The following is a 13,067-nucleotide window of genomic DNA, read 5'->3' on the forward strand; positions in this document are numbered from 1 at the left end:
GCTCCCGGCCTTTCCGCGATAATGGCCGTGGGAGGTGACGCATGCGGTTCAACAGCTGGTTCGGTGCTTTTGTCCAAACGCAGCCAATGGCCGAAGGCGGCAGGCTGATCGCCGCGGGGCTGCTCCGGCCTGTCTATGACGGGCGCGATGTAATCGGCGTGGAGTCGACCGCCGCGCTGGCGGGGTCTTTCGAGCGGCTGCCCGAGATGGAGCGGCTCTATCCGCTGCTGGTCGAGTTCCTGGCATGCTGCCGGTTCGCAGGCTTTCCGGGCTTCTGCACCGGGGATGCCGGGCAGCAGCTCAGGGCGCTCGGCATGTCGGAGGAAGGGCTGGTGGCGCTCAGGCGGGTGGCGGGGTGACTGGGTCGGCCTTCTTCGCGGCTTCTATCAGCGATTTGAAGGCGGCATGAGTGTCCGGTATTGCCAGATGCCATGCCACGCTCATTTCGTTCGTCCACTGACGCGGATCGAGGCATTGGCGGAGCACGTCACGTTCGGCGATGACGCCCTGAAGGAAAGCAGATGAGTTCAGGCAAGCATCTACCGCTTCGTTCTCATCGCCTGGGCTCATATCGCACGAATCGACCCATTCAATATCGTGCAGCGCCTTGATTACCTTCTGCATGTGCTGCCAGAAAGCTTCGCGCTGCGGCGTGTTCCGCTCGAACGGGCTGGATTCAAGATCATACTCGAGCTTCGAGTAGAGGTAATTCATGCTCCCGCCGCTCATCGCCCGCGTCCTTCCTGTTGCCGCGTTCCCGGTGCGATTCGCGGTCGCTCTGCGTCGATCAAGTCCGCGAACCGCGAATAGGCTTCCCGTTGCGTCATGCGTGGCCGCTCTTCTGGCGACTGGTAGAGCTTGAGCCGGGGCTGCTGGGTATCGGGCTTCGGGGCGGTCATACAGCGACAACGAACGGCTTGGTTTCGCTCGAAAGCAATCGGCCTGCCTGGCGAGCATGGTCAATGTATGCAGTGCATTTCTCGCCCACTCGCGGTGGCCTGTCCACCTCGTAAAAATCCGATACGGCAGTGTACTTGCCCGGCTTAAGTGGCGCTTCGTGCCCCGGAACATAGCGGTGCTGAAAAAGGTAACCGTCTTCTGTGACTTTCCCGGCGATCATGTATCGATTCCCGTCACAATCCTGCCCTGGATTTTTGCGCTGGCCTTAATACTCGCCAGCCGCTCTGCTGCGTCCTGATCGGACGTCGCCCAGATATCGAAGGCAAAGTCGGCCAAGCTGCCTTCCGGCCTGCGGTGGGGGTACTTGAATTCATATTTGAACCAACGAACTCCGTATCCGTCCGTGAACACGCAGTCGGCATCTGTCTGCCGGACTATTCTCTCTTTGGTGAGCTCGACGGCATTACTCACCGCCCGTGCCCTTCTAACCCGCGCGCCTGCTTTACCTCGTCCAGCAGCTTCAGCGCATCGAGGATGTTCTCGCCGGGCGTTTGCTGGCTCGGGTCGCTATCGCGCTGCCACTGGCGGGCATGGTCACGGAACAAAAAGCCCTGATCCTCCACATGGTCTACCAGGGCGTTCTCGCTATTCCGCGACAATTTGCGGTTTTCCGCGAACTGCAGCGCCGCCGTGCTTCGCTGGTTGCCATCCTGATCGCGCCACAGCTTTTTGGTGACGCGTATACCGGCGGCGTTGTCGGTCTTGACCGGGATGAAGCCCGGCGGCACCTGCCCGAAACGGGGGCGACCCTCTTCTAGCGCCGCTACGAAGCTGCCGGGCTCGAAGGGCACATCAGCCGTAGGCGCGGGGAGCTGGTGCCCTGCATCCGGCAGGGGATAGCGCTCGGCCAGGATGTCGCCGATGGCGCGGGGTTCTTCGACGGCAACCGCCGGGGATTCGGGCTCTACTTTGGATTTCTTCGCTCTCGGCTTCCGTGCCATACCGCCTCCATGCGTGGGATTAACAACCATTAGCGCATGGAGGGGCAAGCGTCAACTGTCGGATTCGCCCTTCTTTTTTTTGCCCGCCAGGCCTTCCTTCCGGGCGACATCCTGAGTGAACCGAAAGGGCATCAATTCCAGCAACGTTTTGTAGGAGCCCGACCGCTTCTTGGTCATGCGGTTCTCCAGCACATATCGCCCATCCCCGTTGCGCGTCGCCATCGCATAGATGACGCACGGCTCGCCGTTCTCTGGATGCCTCAAGGCTTGATGCCGCTCGCGTAACTCGGCGTTGACCTTCTTCGCCAACTCCTGCTTGCGGGCGTAGTCGGTTGCATCATCGGCGCGGAATATTTCTTGCGCGTATTCCAGGAGCCATTGGTAAGACTGCACCGAGTAGTCGAGCCACGAGGTAACCTGGTAGAGCAGGAATGCGGCGGATTGCACTTCCTTCGCTGCCTTGACCCGGAAGGCAACCCCTTCTTCCTGCAAAAGCCTCGCCGCCTCCGCCAAGGCGCCGTCCACGGCGTCGTTGGCCGCCTTCAACTCGCGCATTGCATTATATATATGATCTTTGGCTGGGGCGTAACGGACACTCAGTCCGTCGGCCATCGCCCGGAGTTCGGCATTGCTCTTTTCCGTGCCCCGCGAATAGACCGTCGGCATGGCTGCCAGGGCGGCGAGCCAGGCCACCTGCTGCTCCGTAGGTTTGTTCTCCTCGGCCATCAGTGGAATTTCCCGTAAAACTTCCCGTTTCAGCGCCTTGAACTTCCGCCGCGATACAGCGTAGAGTAGGTGTGTAAGAAACTTCTATCACAGTCTAGCCCCTGGTAGTGGGTTGGACAAGGGCGAAAGGAGGAAAATCCCCGCGTCCGCTCTGCGCGCAAATCCAACGCCCGTAATAGCCCGCGTTTCTGACAGGAGTATCTTCCATGCTCAAGGAACTCGACCCCGCCGATTGCTTCCCGCCCCACGACAACCGCCCCATCACCGATGAGGATGTGGCCGACCTGGTGGAGGACTACCAGCGAAACGGCCAGCTCCAGCCCGGCATCGTCTGCCCCCACCCGGACTTGCCCGGCAAATGGCTCGTCATCGCGGGCGGGCGACGTGGGCATGCCTGTCGGATTGCCCGCATCCTATTCCGTGCCGAGGTGCGCGACACGATTCCTTCGCAGGCGGAAATCATCGAAATCCGCGTCGGCGAGAACTCCAAGCGCAAGAATCTCGACGCCTTCCAGCTCTGCAACGACATCACCACCTACAAGAAGGAGAAGCGATTCACCACCTGGGCGGAGGCTGGGAAGGCGCTCGGCATCCCGGCCAGCACGCTCAGCTCGATCACCTGTGTCCGGCGCATCCCGCCGGAACTCCGCCCGAAGACGGAACGGCTCTGCGGCACGGTGGTCAGAACCATCGCCCGGATGCCGACGCGGGCAGACATGGAGGAGCTGATCGCCAAGGCGTTCGATGAGAACGACCAGCCCATCCCGAAAGACCGGGTGGAGCTGCTGGCCAAGCAGATGAAAGAGGGCAATAAATCGGGCCGGAAGCCCCGCGGGTTCACCGTCAAGGATGGGGGCCATGAGGCCGTCATCAAGCCCAAGCCCGGCGTTTCGACGGAAGACATCGCCAAGTGGCTGGAAGGGCTGGCCGCGAAGCTGAAGGCCAACAAGCACCTGCCGCCGGACGGGTTGAGATTCCTGTTTCCGTGATATTCCCGCTCGGGAACATTTCGTTCCGTAGCGGCTGAATCCAGGCCAGATATTCCCGCTCCGGAACATCCTGTTCACCCAACCAAACCCACGCACCGCGCGGGGCCGTAGACGCTCCGCGCCTGGAGGAAACATGCGACAGCGAATGACCAAGCCGCCGACGTACGCGATCCGCTGCGACCATGATGTTTGCGGTTGCATCAGTTACATCGTCGCCATGCCCAGTGATTCGCGCTTCACCTTCACCGAAACTACGTCGCTGTTCCGCGAGGAACGGCCGCTCACCGAACCGCCGAAGGATCAGGCGGTTAGCTGACGGATAAGTCCAAAATTGGACCCGTTTGAACTCGTCTGTACCCGAGCCTCGCCTTGCTATCGCGCGGCACGTCCGGCGTGCGCGCACACGTTCCGATCACCCGCAACCGGAGGCAGAAACCGTGGACGCATTCCTGAGCGAGCTCCAGAAGATCCCGCCGGAATACTGGCAGAAGTGGTTCCTCGCGGGATGCGTCGGCCTGCCCCTGGGGGCGCTGATCGCCCATCTCCGCGCCAAGAGGAGGAATGAGTGAGCCAAACCGACATCCTGGTCTACGCCGGCTGCGCCAGCCTAATCGTGACCGGCCTCATCATCCGCATTGGGGAGCGCCGCAAACAGAAGCAACTACCGGCCAGGGCGTCCCCGTCAGGCCCGGAAGGCTTCACCATCTGCGGCATCCACCTCGGCTGGCCGGACTCCGGCATCGTGGTCACCGGCTCCAGCGGCTACGGCAAGACGTTTTTCGCCCGGTCCATCGAAGCGCAGGCGATCAACCAGTGGCTTCCCTGCCTCTTTGCCTGCCCAAAACCTACAGACGCCAACGAGGTTGATGAGCTATGTCGCCAGCTCAACGCGTCAGACCGATTCGTGCGATTGAAGCCCGGATCGCCTTACCGCATCAACCTGCTCAAGTACCTGACCGAGATGCCGGGCGGCTCTTCGCTGCTGGCCGCGCAGTTCCTGGCGCGGCTGAACGACATCGCCAGCCGGGCGGAAGGGACCGGCAACCACGGCGAAGCGTTCTGGATGACGATGTTCGAGACCGCGCTGGTCAACGCCATCGAGCTGTGCATCCTGGCCACCGGCGAAGCCAGCATGGAGCTGGTGAAGGATGCGCTGATCAGCAGCCCCGGCACCCCGGAAGACGCGCTGCCGGCCAAGCTGTTCGGCGGCGACCCGGAGAATTTCACTATCTGCGCCAAGATGATCCTGCTGGCGCGGGAAAACCAGACGCCCGAAAACCAGAGGAGGGTCAAGCGCGCCACCGAATTCTTCCTCAACGAATTCTCATCCCTTGGCTACAAAGCCCGCGGCGCCATCATCTCGATGGTGAACGCGATCCTGGGCAGGTTCCTGCTGGAGCCGTTTTACTCGGCGCTCTGCGAGGAATCGACGCTCACGCCCGAAATGATCGAAGCGGGCAGACTCGTTGTCGCGCTCGATTACGATCTGCTCACCTACGAAACGCCCGGCCGAATGTTCCAGCTCGCCTGGATCATGCTCTACCAGGGCTACTGCCTGCGAAGGCCTGCGGCGAACGCGCCGCGCAGTCTCATCGTCAGGGACGAATACGCGTATTTCAGCCACCCGGGCTACGACGCAATCGTGGCCGCGGTGTCGCGATCGCAACGCGCGCTACACCTGGACCTTTTCCAGGATTTCGACCTCATGGAGCAAACCTACGGGGGAGGCCCCAAGGCCAAGAACGAGGCGCTCAGCTCCTGGTCGAACCACGGCGTCAAGCTGATGTTTCACCAGAACAACCCGGATTCGGCGGAAGTCCAGAGCCGCCTGACCGGCGACGTCAAGGAGATCATGCTGTCCGGCGGCTCCAACGGCCGTGCCAACCGCGAATCCGGCGATTTGCGCGACGGCTGGCTGGGCGTGAACCAGTCGATGCACTGGTCAGAGCAATACGCCCGCGCAATTCGCCCCGAGTTCTATTCAACGCTTCCGGTCGGTGTAGCCGTGCTCCACGCCCACGGCGAATTCCAGGTTCTCGACATGAGGGAGTGACGCATGCCGCAGCAAGAGCAACAACAATCGAACGACCCCTTCCACGGCATCCGGCAGACCGGCAACTTCATCCTCTTCGCCGTCGGCCTGCTGGCCGGGCCGTATCGGCTCCTGTTCTACCGGCCGGGCAGCATGGGGCCGCGATCCATCGGCTTCCACACCATCGTCGGCGTCATGATCGGCTATCCGCTGGTCGTGCAGCTGACCGGGCCGCCGATGACGCAGGAAGGGTTCCAGGCGTTCGCCTGGGGAAACATGGCGCTCTACGGGCTGCTGGCGCTGCACTTCCTGGCGGCGATGACCAGCAAGGAGCGGCGCCACAGCGAGGAATGCGGCCAACCGCTGGCCAAGGACGACACGAAGGAATTCCTGCTGGCCGGCGTGGCAGGGCTCTGCCTGCTGCCGCTCTGCCAGGGCATGGCCTGTTTCGTCGGGCTGGGGTGGCTGGCCAGCAAGATCCAGCTCGGCCTCTTCAAGGCGAAGGTCGATCGCGAGGCGCAGGCCGCCTACGACAGCATGCTGCAGGCCCAGATGCAGCAACGTGCGATGGAACGACTGCGGAGGTGGTGAATCCGGGGCCGCCACGGATGGCGGCCACGTCACTTTCCGGCATCCAGGCGGGCGAGGTAACCGAACACTACCACAACGGGGGAGCAAATCAGCATGCCAGATCACAAACCGTCCGCGTCCGACCGGCTTACCGAAGCCTTCCGCAATGTCCAGGAGAAGCTCGCCCAGAAAAACCAGGAGCTCAAGGACAATACGCCGCCCCTTCCCAGCGGCCTGAAGGACCTGAAGGCCGCAGCCGTCAAGGGCATGTACGAACTTGGCGGGCTGTGGACGGGCGACGCCTATCGCGGCGATCTGGGCCTGCTCACCAGCGGTGCCACGCCAAACCAAGGGCCTCAGCCGGACGGGCCGCAGCACGGCGTGCACGGCCCGACGGATCAACACGCGCCGGAGCCTTCGCCGGAGCAGCAGGCCGAGCACGTGATCGAATTCCAGCAGGCCAAGGCGACGCTCGGCAAGCAACGCCAGATCGACAAGGCCATCTCCGACATGACGCCGGAGCAGAAATCCATGGCCGGGAAATTCATCGGCACCACCGACCCGCTGAAGACCGCGCAGCAGCGCGGACAGGAGTTCGCGGAGAAGAGCCAGGACAAGGGGCAGTATCGCAGCTTCTAGCTCAGCCGAGGATTCACGCGCCACGGATGGCGTCACCCTCCCCGCTTCGCACCAATGAGGAACAGGCCATGCGTCGGATGATCCGCTGCTTGACGAACAACTGGCACATCTGCTTCAGCGTCCTCGCCGCGTCCTGCGGCCTGGGGTTCGTGTGGGTTGTCCAGCCCACCGACTGGATGAAATCGGTCCAGGCCAAGGCGGAACCGGCCTGGCATTCCGCATCGGGCTTACTCTCCGGCCGTACGGCACGGGTGGACGATGCGCTCGCCCAGGCGGAACGCGAGAGCGCCGCCGCACTCGAGGCACGCATTCGGGATCTGGAGGGCTATCTGGAGAGCCGGAAATCCGGTGGCAAGGCCTTCGCCGAAGATATTCTGAGCCTCCAGGCCAAGGCGCGATACGCAGGTATCGTCGTGGAGGAAGTGATCGGCGAATTCGCTTCGCTGTTCGATACCGGGCCGAAGGAATATCAGATTCCGCGCGATCCGATCGGCGAGGACGTTGACGCGGCGTTCGATCGGCATGTACTCAGCGAGGACGAGCTGAGCGAGGCGATCCAGGTGGCGGCGGCCGGTTACATCGACGATCTGCGTTCCATCGAAGCGCGTGCCCGCGTGGCTGCCCGCGCCCCGGCGGAGCAGATTACCGGCGGTATCTCGGCCGAGGATCTTCCTTCCGGGTCATACGACCGTTACAGCGCGGTGACCGCAACCGCCCGCATCGCCGAGTTCGACTTCGTGCTGTCGCCGGTGCTGTTCGTGGCGGGCAACAAGCTCGGAGATCTGGCTGCCAGCCCGATCGATTCGGCCATCGCCGGGCAGCGATGGACTCCGGGCCAGAAGCGCGCCGCCAGCATCGGCGCGAATATCGGCTCCGACTACGCGGTTGGCAAGGGGATCGATGCCGCCCTGCACGGCGCCGGGTATACGCCCGAGCAAGACATCGAACGCAGCGTCCATGCCGCGCTGGATGCCATCCGAGCTTCCGTCATCGACGGCGATGCCGCTGGCGGCGAGTCGGGCCTGCGCGGGCGGCTGCGGAAGCTCCACGACGAGCGCGTGCGGTGGCGGGCGGAAGCGTTCGCCCGGCTGGCGCGCTGACACAAAGCCCATCCCGTTCACCATCCGAGGAGATATTCCCATGAAACGCAGCGCGATGATCCTGTTCGTCTTGGCCACGCTCGCCACCGCCGCGCCGGCCAGGGCAGATTTCTGGGGCAAGCTGGTCAAGGAGAGCGGCGAGTTCATCTCGAACAAGCTCGGACGCAGCGCGGACGACGCGGCACGGTTCGCCGCACGGCACGGCGATGACGCCGCACGTGGATTCAGCCGCAACGCCGACGATATCGCAGGTGTGGCCGGCGGAACAGCGAGCCACCTGAGCGCCCGCAGCGTGCGACGCCTGGAGGCGCTCCGCACTTCCGGCCATCCCGGAGCGTCTGGCCTGGCGGGCGTGGTGGAAGCCTATGGCGATCCGGCGATGGATTTCATCTACCGCCACCGCGGCACGCTGGCCGGAACGGCCGCCCTGACGGCGTTCCTGGCCAATCCGGAACCCTACCTCAACGGCGTGGAGACGCTCGCCGCGCCGCCCCTTACCCGCCTGAGCGACGGCGTGGTGTCGGTGTTCGATTCGCTCGGCTGGGTGCTGATCATCCTGTCGTTCGGCGGTGCCGCCGCCGTGTTCCACCACTACAAGCAGAAGCTCCGCGAGGGGCAGACAACGGAGAAGGAAGGGGTGCATCCGTGATCGAGGCAGCCATCGCCCTGGTGTTGTTCCTGGTGTTCGGCCGGTTCATCCTCGGCCAGGCCGGGCCGGCGAAGCAACGCATGCTCGAGTCGCGCTGGGAATTCGGCCGGCGCAACGGGGGAGGGTCGTGAACGAAGAGCGATACGCTCACGCGGTCGCGGCTGCCGCGCTCATTCTCAACACCATCAGCAGCTCGCCGGGCGCCACCACGCCCGAGCTGATGGGCATCATCGTCTGCATCGTCGAGGAGGCGATCAAAACTTATGAACGCAAGCGAAGTTTCTCAGCGGAGCCCTCCGTCAACTGAACGGGCGGAGCTGGTGGCGCGATTCGTCGCCGGCAAGCCGCCGCACATCGTCAACCGCGCGCTTTCGCACCGGCTCAGCAGCCGGTGCCTGGAGCTGGTGCGAGAGGCAATCCAGCCGGAGCTCCATTCCACGCTGCACGAAGCGTTCTACGAGCTGATCTTCGAAGGATTGGAGGAGGTGCGAAATGCTGGTCAACATCAACCAGCCGACCAGCCCGGAGATTCATAACCTGAGCATTCGGCTGGCGCGCGAGTGTCGCTACGTGGTGCAGGGATGCCTGAGGGAAGAGGAGTGGTCACTTTGCGACCAGGAATTTTACCGCGTTATCCGCTCCGGCCTGGAGGAGTTGGCGAGGAAGGAGAAGCCATGAACGTGTCCGTGCCGGAGCGCGACCCATATTTCGCCGAAGTGTCCCACCTGCTGCTCCCGCTGCTGATCGACTACTACTGCGCGGCGGAGGAGCTGTTCAATGCCGACGGCGTGTTTCAGCCCGCTGCGAGAGATCATTTCTTCGAGGTCAGGAAGGCGGTGGATCGCGTTACCGCCAACAGATCCCTGCCTTCCTACCCCGAACGCATCGACTTGCAGTGCAAGCGCATCGGCAATGACGTGCTCGACGCCTTCCGCCAGGCGATTGCTTCCTCAGATAACTACTTCGAGATGCTGAGCCGCATGGAATCGGCGGGGCGTAATGCCGCGTTCGTCACCCTGATGGAGATGGACGCGGCACACCACGACATCGCCCGCCAGCAGGCCGAAGAGGCAAGGCCCGCTCGCCGGTTCCGATGGCTCAACCTTTTTCGATGGAGGCGCAACCGTGAAGACGCTCATCCCCAGCCTGATCGTCGCCCTGGCGTGCCTGCCGTTCGGGTGCTCGCCAACGGCGGAACAGCCCAGGACTGAACCCAAGGCGGAACCGACCGCTCCGGCCACTGAATTCAAACTGCCACCGCTGCCTCCGCCGCAAGTTCCGCAGGCGGTGCCGCCCGGCAACCAGGCGCCGTCCCTTCCCCCGCTGCCGAAGGAGCCGTCATGACGGACAAGAAACCTTCTCCACCCGGCCAGCGTGTGGACTGGCGTGGCGCGGATCTGCGTGGCGTCAGCCTGGCCGGCGTATCGCTCGAAAACGCCGACCTGCGGGCCGCGGATCTGAGCAACGCCAACCTGAGCAGCATCAACCTCCGTTATGCCGACCTTCGCGGCGCGACGCTCAATGGCGCCAACCTGCAGAACGCCAATCTCTACGGCGCGAAGATGCAGGGCGTTGAGGCGTTTCAGGCGGACCTGCGCGGAGCCAACCTCCAGATGGCCAACCTGGGCGGCGCGTACCTGGAAGGCGCCATGATGCCCGCGCCCGCCGCGAAGCTCGGGCTGAAGTCGCCCGATCCGCTGGAGACCGCCCAACGGAAGGCGAAGGAAGCCTTGGCAGAGAAGGGAAAACCCAAGGGGCTGGAGTTCGGCGGATGAAAACACACATTCGGCACCGCGCCCATCGGCGGGTGAAACACCCCGTCCTCGTCACCGCCGGCATCTGGCTGGCGGTGATCCCCGCCCTCTGCTTCATCGCCGGGACGCTCCGCCCCATCCCCCTGCTGACGTTTGGGGCGATCAGCGCCATTACCGTCATGATCTGGATGGAAGTCAACGAATGGAGGGGGTGAGCCTATGGACGTAAAGGAGGCGGCGCGGCGGCTCGAAATCAGCCCGTCGCTCGCCTACAAGCTGGTCCAGGAGGGGCGCTTGCCATGCGTCCGCATCGGCCAGAAGGGCAGGCGCGGCAAGATCGTGCTCACGGAGGAGCATCTGAAGCAATTCATGAAGGAGCTGGAAGAGGCGCGGGGGCACTAGCCCTCGCGTTTCTCATTTCCGTCCAGCGCCTCGCGCATCGCTTTGTGGTCGTGGTGGAGATAGGTTTTCATCAACTGCTTCAGGTCGGTGTGCCCGAGCTGGATGGCCACGAGCGCCGGATTGAGGCCCTTCTCATTGATGGCCGTTGACGCCCATGCGTGGCGGTGCGAGTACATCCGGTCGCCGTAGGTGATGCCAAGCTTGTCGCACAGGCGGCGCATCCGAACCCGGAGCGCATCGGCCTGCCACGGCTTGCCGAACTTGTTCGAGAAAATGTGCCCCGCCTTGCGGTCGCCGATGACCCGCTTCAGCAGCTCGATCATGGCGGTCGAGAGGAACACCGGGCGCTCGTCGATGCCGGTCTTCGCCTTCGTCTTGTTGGGCACCATCAGCACGCCCTTGTCGAAGTCGCACTTTTCGATCAGCGCTTCCCGCGCCTCGATCGGTCTGCACCCGGTTCCGGCGAGGAAGTGGAGCACGTCGCGGAATTCCGGCGCGGCGGCGGCGGCCAGCCGCTCCGCGTCCTCCGGCGACATGACATCCTCCCGCCTGCGTGCGAGCGGCATCGTCACCTTGCCCTTGATCGGGTTGGCGGCGATCCAGTCCTGCCGGGCGCAGTAATTCAAGCACGCATTGACCGTGATGATGAACTGCCGCACGGAGTTGGGTGCCCACGGCTTGCCCTTGAGGAAGTCGGTGACGTGGTGGGCGCGGAGCCTGGACACTTTCGGATCGCCGGTCGCCCTGGCGAAAGATTCGAGGTAGTCTTTGGCGCGGCGGATGGAGTTGGGGCGGCAATCCTGCAACGATTCCAGATATTTGGACGTGCAGAAGGAAAGCTTGCGGTCTTCCGGCTCCGCCTGGGCCTGCATCGCGGCGAGGTATTTCTTCTGGATCGCGGGCGGCGGTTCCTTCGGCTTGACCTTGGGGGGAGAGGTGAAGCGTTCGTCGCGCCCGAGGTTGACCTGCTTGCCGCCGGGAAGCTCGACGAACCAGCTCAGGCGGTCGGATCGGAACCACGGCTTGTTCATGGCGGAGTCCCTGCCAATTCTCTGCCATCGGTCTTTTCGGGGGTGTGCCCCACTGGTTATAGTTTATGAGGCAGCAGGAGGTTACGTCAATGACGCCAAGCGATGTCCGGTTCCGCTTCTGCAAGAAAGACGAGACCCTCGACGCCGCCCTCGACCGCCTCCGCACCCTCCGGGCCCTGGCCTGATCACATCCCGGAGGGCCGAGGGACGAAGGCAAGCGGCCGAGTCAACGAGACAACGGGTGCCACTGGCGGCTTGCCCGCCAGTGCTCCCGGCCGCCAGACATCTCCGAGCGAGGCGGCTCATCATGGCACGTCACCCACATCGGCAGAGCCGACTTGATACGCGAACCTCGGCGACGCAGACGGACCGGATCACTGGCGGGCAAGCCGCCAGTGGCACCCAGAAGAGACGCCGCACCAGTGCCACCCGCCGCCGGCCGCCGGCCGCTGGTGAGGATGGCCGCGACGAGCAGGAGGGCGAAGCGTCGGGCGGTCGGCCAAGCGAACGCGTGCAACAATTCGGCCCACAGCAGGGCCGCCTCGGGTGGTAGCATCATGGAGGGTCCGCCGTCGGTCGGTGGCCAGGGGTGCGCGTGTAACCCTCAGGTTACCGCCGAGGCGGGCCCGCGAAATCGGGAGCAGTCTAGCTAACGCGCGATTTCTACGGTTTTGAATGCCGCAAGGTAATTGTCGGCATTTTCTGAATTGTTCAGCACATCCAAATCCGTTCCATCCGCAATTTGGTACAAGCCAACCTGAATTTTATACAATCCCGGTTCTTCTGGGAGTGGGATCTCGTCGGAGAAGGTAGGAGTATGCGTTCGACCCGACGCAACTTGGAATATCTGGTCTTCATATCGTCTCTCCCAAATGGGTACGTCACCCCGGAGGGCATCACCATCATAAATTCGAACTGCCCACATGTAATTCCATTTGGTTTTTTTTGATGAGTCCCACATCGAAGCCTCCGAGTTCACAAAGGCTATCTCACCTAGCGGATGGATCTTCAACTCTGTTATGCGAGAGGCCGATGCGATGGGAACACCTTCTTGTGGCAGAGTTATATTTTCTTGAATTTCATACGTAGCAATACTCTGACCGATTAGCGGATCTGGGAGCCGGAGTGCTGGAATAGGAGCGGAACGTTTTGATCCCATTTTTACGTTTGCATACGACACTGAAAACGAAACCATGCCTAATGCGACAAGGCCCAAGACCTTTGCGTTGAAGAGGAATCTCATCGTGAACTCCTTCGGCAAGGTGAAAGGAATG

The 13,067-nt window shown here is 63.0% G+C and carries 22 protein-coding genes; 16 read left to right on the plus strand and 6 right to left on the minus strand.

The genetic code is table 11. The annotated features are described in order from the left end of the window. Positions 1-41: 41 nt before the first annotated feature. Positions 42-359, plus strand: coding sequence for a hypothetical protein (locus tag ElP_RS14045; RefSeq protein ID WP_145270269.1), 318 nt, complete (start codon positions 42-44; stop codon positions 357-359). Here the strand turns inward: ElP_RS14045 and ElP_RS14050 are convergent. The 4 genes from ElP_RS14050 to ElP_RS14065 all read right to left on the minus strand — a co-directional run bounded on the left by ElP_RS14050 (position 340) and on the right by ElP_RS14065 (position 2,627). Continuing rightward, positions 340-714, minus strand: coding sequence for a hypothetical protein (locus tag ElP_RS14050; protein WP_145270271.1), 375 nt, complete (start codon positions 712-714; stop codon positions 340-342). The two genes, ElP_RS14045 and ElP_RS14050, sit on opposite strands and share 20 nt — an antisense overlap. A 402-nt stretch (positions 715-1,116) precedes the next feature. After that, positions 1,117-1,371, minus strand: a complete 255-nt coding sequence (locus ElP_RS14055) for a hypothetical protein (protein WP_145270272.1) — start codon at positions 1,369-1,371, stop codon at positions 1,117-1,119. Beyond that, positions 1,368-1,901, minus strand: coding sequence for a hypothetical protein (locus ElP_RS14060; protein ID WP_145270274.1), 534 nt, complete (start codon positions 1,899-1,901; stop codon positions 1,368-1,370). Before ElP_RS14060 ends, ElP_RS14055 begins: the two co-directional genes overlap by 4 nt. Before the next feature lie 51 nt (positions 1,902-1,952). After that, the gene (locus tag ElP_RS14065; RefSeq protein ID WP_145270276.1) at positions 1,953-2,627 is read right to left on the minus strand and encodes a hypothetical protein; all 675 of its coding nucleotides are present in this window, start codon (positions 2,625-2,627) and stop codon (positions 1,953-1,955) included. A gap of 206 nt (positions 2,628-2,833) precedes the next feature. On the opposite strand from ElP_RS14065, the gene ElP_RS14070 reads away from it, so the two are divergent. From ElP_RS14070 to ElP_RS14130, 15 genes are all read left to right on the plus strand, one after another. Next, on the plus strand, positions 2,834-3,616 hold the full coding sequence (locus ElP_RS14070; RefSeq protein WP_145270278.1) for a ParB/RepB/Spo0J family partition protein: 783 nt from the start codon (positions 2,834-2,836) through the stop codon (positions 3,614-3,616). Positions 3,617-3,749: 133 nt separating this feature from the next. Continuing rightward, complete coding sequence (locus ElP_RS14075) at positions 3,750-3,932, plus strand: hypothetical protein (RefSeq protein WP_145270280.1); 183 nt, start codon at positions 3,750-3,752, stop codon at positions 3,930-3,932. Between the two features lie 121 nt (positions 3,933-4,053). Next, positions 4,054-4,185 carry a hypothetical protein gene (locus ElP_RS40635; RefSeq protein WP_261344427.1) on the plus strand — a complete coding sequence of 44 codons (132 nt, stop codon included), beginning with the start codon at positions 4,054-4,056 and terminating at the stop codon, positions 4,183-4,185. Then, positions 4,182-5,669, plus strand: a complete 1,488-nt coding sequence (locus tag ElP_RS14080) for a hypothetical protein (RefSeq protein ID WP_145270281.1) — start codon at positions 4,182-4,184, stop codon at positions 5,667-5,669. The genes ElP_RS40635 and ElP_RS14080 overlap by 4 nt, the downstream gene beginning before the upstream one ends. A 3-nt stretch (positions 5,670-5,672) precedes the next feature. Next, positions 5,673-6,239: a hypothetical protein gene (locus ElP_RS14085; RefSeq protein ID WP_145270283.1), complete on the plus strand. Its 567-nt coding sequence runs from the start codon at positions 5,673-5,675 to the stop codon at positions 6,237-6,239. A 93-nt stretch (positions 6,240-6,332) separates the two neighbouring features. Then, the gene (locus ElP_RS14090; protein ID WP_145270285.1) at positions 6,333-6,857 is read left to right on the plus strand and encodes a hypothetical protein; all 525 of its coding nucleotides are present in this window, start codon (positions 6,333-6,335) and stop codon (positions 6,855-6,857) included. 68 nt (positions 6,858-6,925) lie between these two features. Further along, a complete protein-coding gene (locus tag ElP_RS14095) occupies positions 6,926-7,957 on the plus strand; it encodes a hypothetical protein (RefSeq protein WP_145270287.1) in 1,032 nt (343 codons plus the stop codon). A 40-nt stretch (positions 7,958-7,997) separates the two neighbouring features. After that, positions 7,998-8,606, plus strand: a complete 609-nt coding sequence (locus tag ElP_RS14100; protein ID WP_145270289.1) for a hypothetical protein — start codon at positions 7,998-8,000, stop codon at positions 8,604-8,606. Further along, positions 8,603-8,737: a hypothetical protein gene (locus tag ElP_RS40640; protein WP_261344428.1), complete on the plus strand. Its 135-nt coding sequence runs from the start codon at positions 8,603-8,605 to the stop codon at positions 8,735-8,737. The genes ElP_RS14100 and ElP_RS40640 overlap by 4 nt, the downstream gene beginning before the upstream one ends. Next, complete coding sequence (locus ElP_RS14105; protein WP_145270291.1) at positions 8,734-8,913, plus strand: hypothetical protein; 180 nt, start codon at positions 8,734-8,736, stop codon at positions 8,911-8,913. Before ElP_RS40640 ends, ElP_RS14105 begins: the two co-directional genes overlap by 4 nt. A gap of 185 nt (positions 8,914-9,098) precedes the next feature. Next, positions 9,099-9,284 carry a hypothetical protein gene (locus ElP_RS14110; RefSeq protein ID WP_145270293.1) on the plus strand — a complete coding sequence of 62 codons (186 nt, stop codon included), beginning with the start codon at positions 9,099-9,101 and terminating at the stop codon, positions 9,282-9,284. Continuing rightward, positions 9,281-9,817: a hypothetical protein gene (locus ElP_RS14115; RefSeq protein ID WP_145270295.1), complete on the plus strand. Its 537-nt coding sequence runs from the start codon at positions 9,281-9,283 to the stop codon at positions 9,815-9,817. Before ElP_RS14110 ends, ElP_RS14115 begins: the two co-directional genes overlap by 4 nt. A 129-nt stretch (positions 9,818-9,946) precedes the next feature. Further along, positions 9,947-10,381, plus strand: coding sequence for a pentapeptide repeat-containing protein (locus tag ElP_RS14120; RefSeq protein ID WP_145270297.1), 435 nt, complete (start codon positions 9,947-9,949; stop codon positions 10,379-10,381). Continuing rightward, positions 10,378-10,575: a hypothetical protein gene (locus tag ElP_RS14125; RefSeq protein ID WP_145270298.1), complete on the plus strand. Its 198-nt coding sequence runs from the start codon at positions 10,378-10,380 to the stop codon at positions 10,573-10,575. The genes ElP_RS14120 and ElP_RS14125 overlap by 4 nt, the downstream gene beginning before the upstream one ends. 4 nt (positions 10,576-10,579) lie before the next feature. Next, positions 10,580-10,762, plus strand: a complete 183-nt coding sequence (locus ElP_RS14130; protein WP_145270300.1) for a helix-turn-helix domain-containing protein — start codon at positions 10,580-10,582, stop codon at positions 10,760-10,762. Here the strand turns inward: ElP_RS14130 and ElP_RS14135 are convergent. After that, complete coding sequence (locus tag ElP_RS14135) at positions 10,759-11,793, minus strand: tyrosine-type recombinase/integrase (protein WP_145270302.1); 1,035 nt, start codon at positions 11,791-11,793, stop codon at positions 10,759-10,761. The two genes, ElP_RS14130 and ElP_RS14135, sit on opposite strands and share 4 nt — an antisense overlap. Positions 11,794-12,442: 649 nt before the next feature. Beyond that, on the minus strand, positions 12,443-13,036 hold the full coding sequence (locus ElP_RS14140) for a hypothetical protein (protein WP_145270304.1): 594 nt from the start codon (positions 13,034-13,036) through the stop codon (positions 12,443-12,445). Positions 13,037-13,067 lie beyond the last annotated feature (31 nt).

Origin of the sequence: Tautonia plasticadhaerens, assembly GCF_007752535.1 — a bacterium.
GTDB lineage: Bacteria > Planctomycetota > Planctomycetia > Isosphaerales > Isosphaeraceae > Tautonia > Tautonia plasticadhaerens.

Bases quoted from the DNA above. Each gene is read 5' to 3' on its own strand.
- ElP_RS14140 (WP_145270304.1), bottom strand. From the start codon at position 13,036: ATGAGATTCCTCTTCAACGCAAAGGTCTTGGGCCTTGTCGCATTAGGC.
- ElP_RS14070 (WP_145270278.1), top strand. From the start codon at position 2,834: ATGCTCAAGGAACTCGACCCCGCCGATTGCTTCCCGCCCCACGACAAC.
- ElP_RS14075 (WP_145270280.1), top strand. From the start codon at position 3,750: ATGCGACAGCGAATGACCAAGCCGCCGACGTACGCGATCCGCTGCGAC.
- ElP_RS14110 (WP_145270293.1), top strand. From the start codon at position 9,099: ATGCTGGTCAACATCAACCAGCCGACCAGCCCGGAGATTCATAACCTG.
- ElP_RS14100 (WP_145270289.1), top strand. From the start codon at position 7,998: ATGAAACGCAGCGCGATGATCCTGTTCGTCTTGGCCACGCTCGCCACC.
- ElP_RS14065 (WP_145270276.1), bottom strand. From the start codon at position 2,627: ATGGCCGAGGAGAACAAACCTACGGAGCAGCAGGTGGCCTGGCTCGCC.
- ElP_RS14130 (WP_145270300.1), top strand. From the start codon at position 10,580: ATGGACGTAAAGGAGGCGGCGCGGCGGCTCGAAATCAGCCCGTCGCTC.
- ElP_RS14120 (WP_145270297.1), top strand. From the start codon at position 9,947: ATGACGGACAAGAAACCTTCTCCACCCGGCCAGCGTGTGGACTGGCGT.
- ElP_RS14115 (WP_145270295.1), top strand. From the start codon at position 9,281: ATGAACGTGTCCGTGCCGGAGCGCGACCCATATTTCGCCGAAGTGTCC.
- ElP_RS14060 (WP_145270274.1), bottom strand. From the start codon at position 1,901: ATGGCACGGAAGCCGAGAGCGAAGAAATCCAAAGTAGAGCCCGAATCC.
- ElP_RS14095 (WP_145270287.1), top strand. From the start codon at position 6,926: ATGCGTCGGATGATCCGCTGCTTGACGAACAACTGGCACATCTGCTTC.
- ElP_RS14125 (WP_145270298.1), top strand. From the start codon at position 10,378: ATGAAAACACACATTCGGCACCGCGCCCATCGGCGGGTGAAACACCCC.
- ElP_RS14050 (WP_145270271.1), bottom strand. From the start codon at position 714: ATGAATTACCTCTACTCGAAGCTCGAGTATGATCTTGAATCCAGCCCG.
- ElP_RS14045 (WP_145270269.1), top strand. From the start codon at position 42: ATGCGGTTCAACAGCTGGTTCGGTGCTTTTGTCCAAACGCAGCCAATG.
- ElP_RS14085 (WP_145270283.1), top strand. From the start codon at position 5,673: ATGCCGCAGCAAGAGCAACAACAATCGAACGACCCCTTCCACGGCATC.
- ElP_RS14135 (WP_145270302.1), bottom strand. From the start codon at position 11,793: ATGAACAAGCCGTGGTTCCGATCCGACCGCCTGAGCTGGTTCGTCGAG.
- ElP_RS14090 (WP_145270285.1), top strand. From the start codon at position 6,333: ATGCCAGATCACAAACCGTCCGCGTCCGACCGGCTTACCGAAGCCTTC.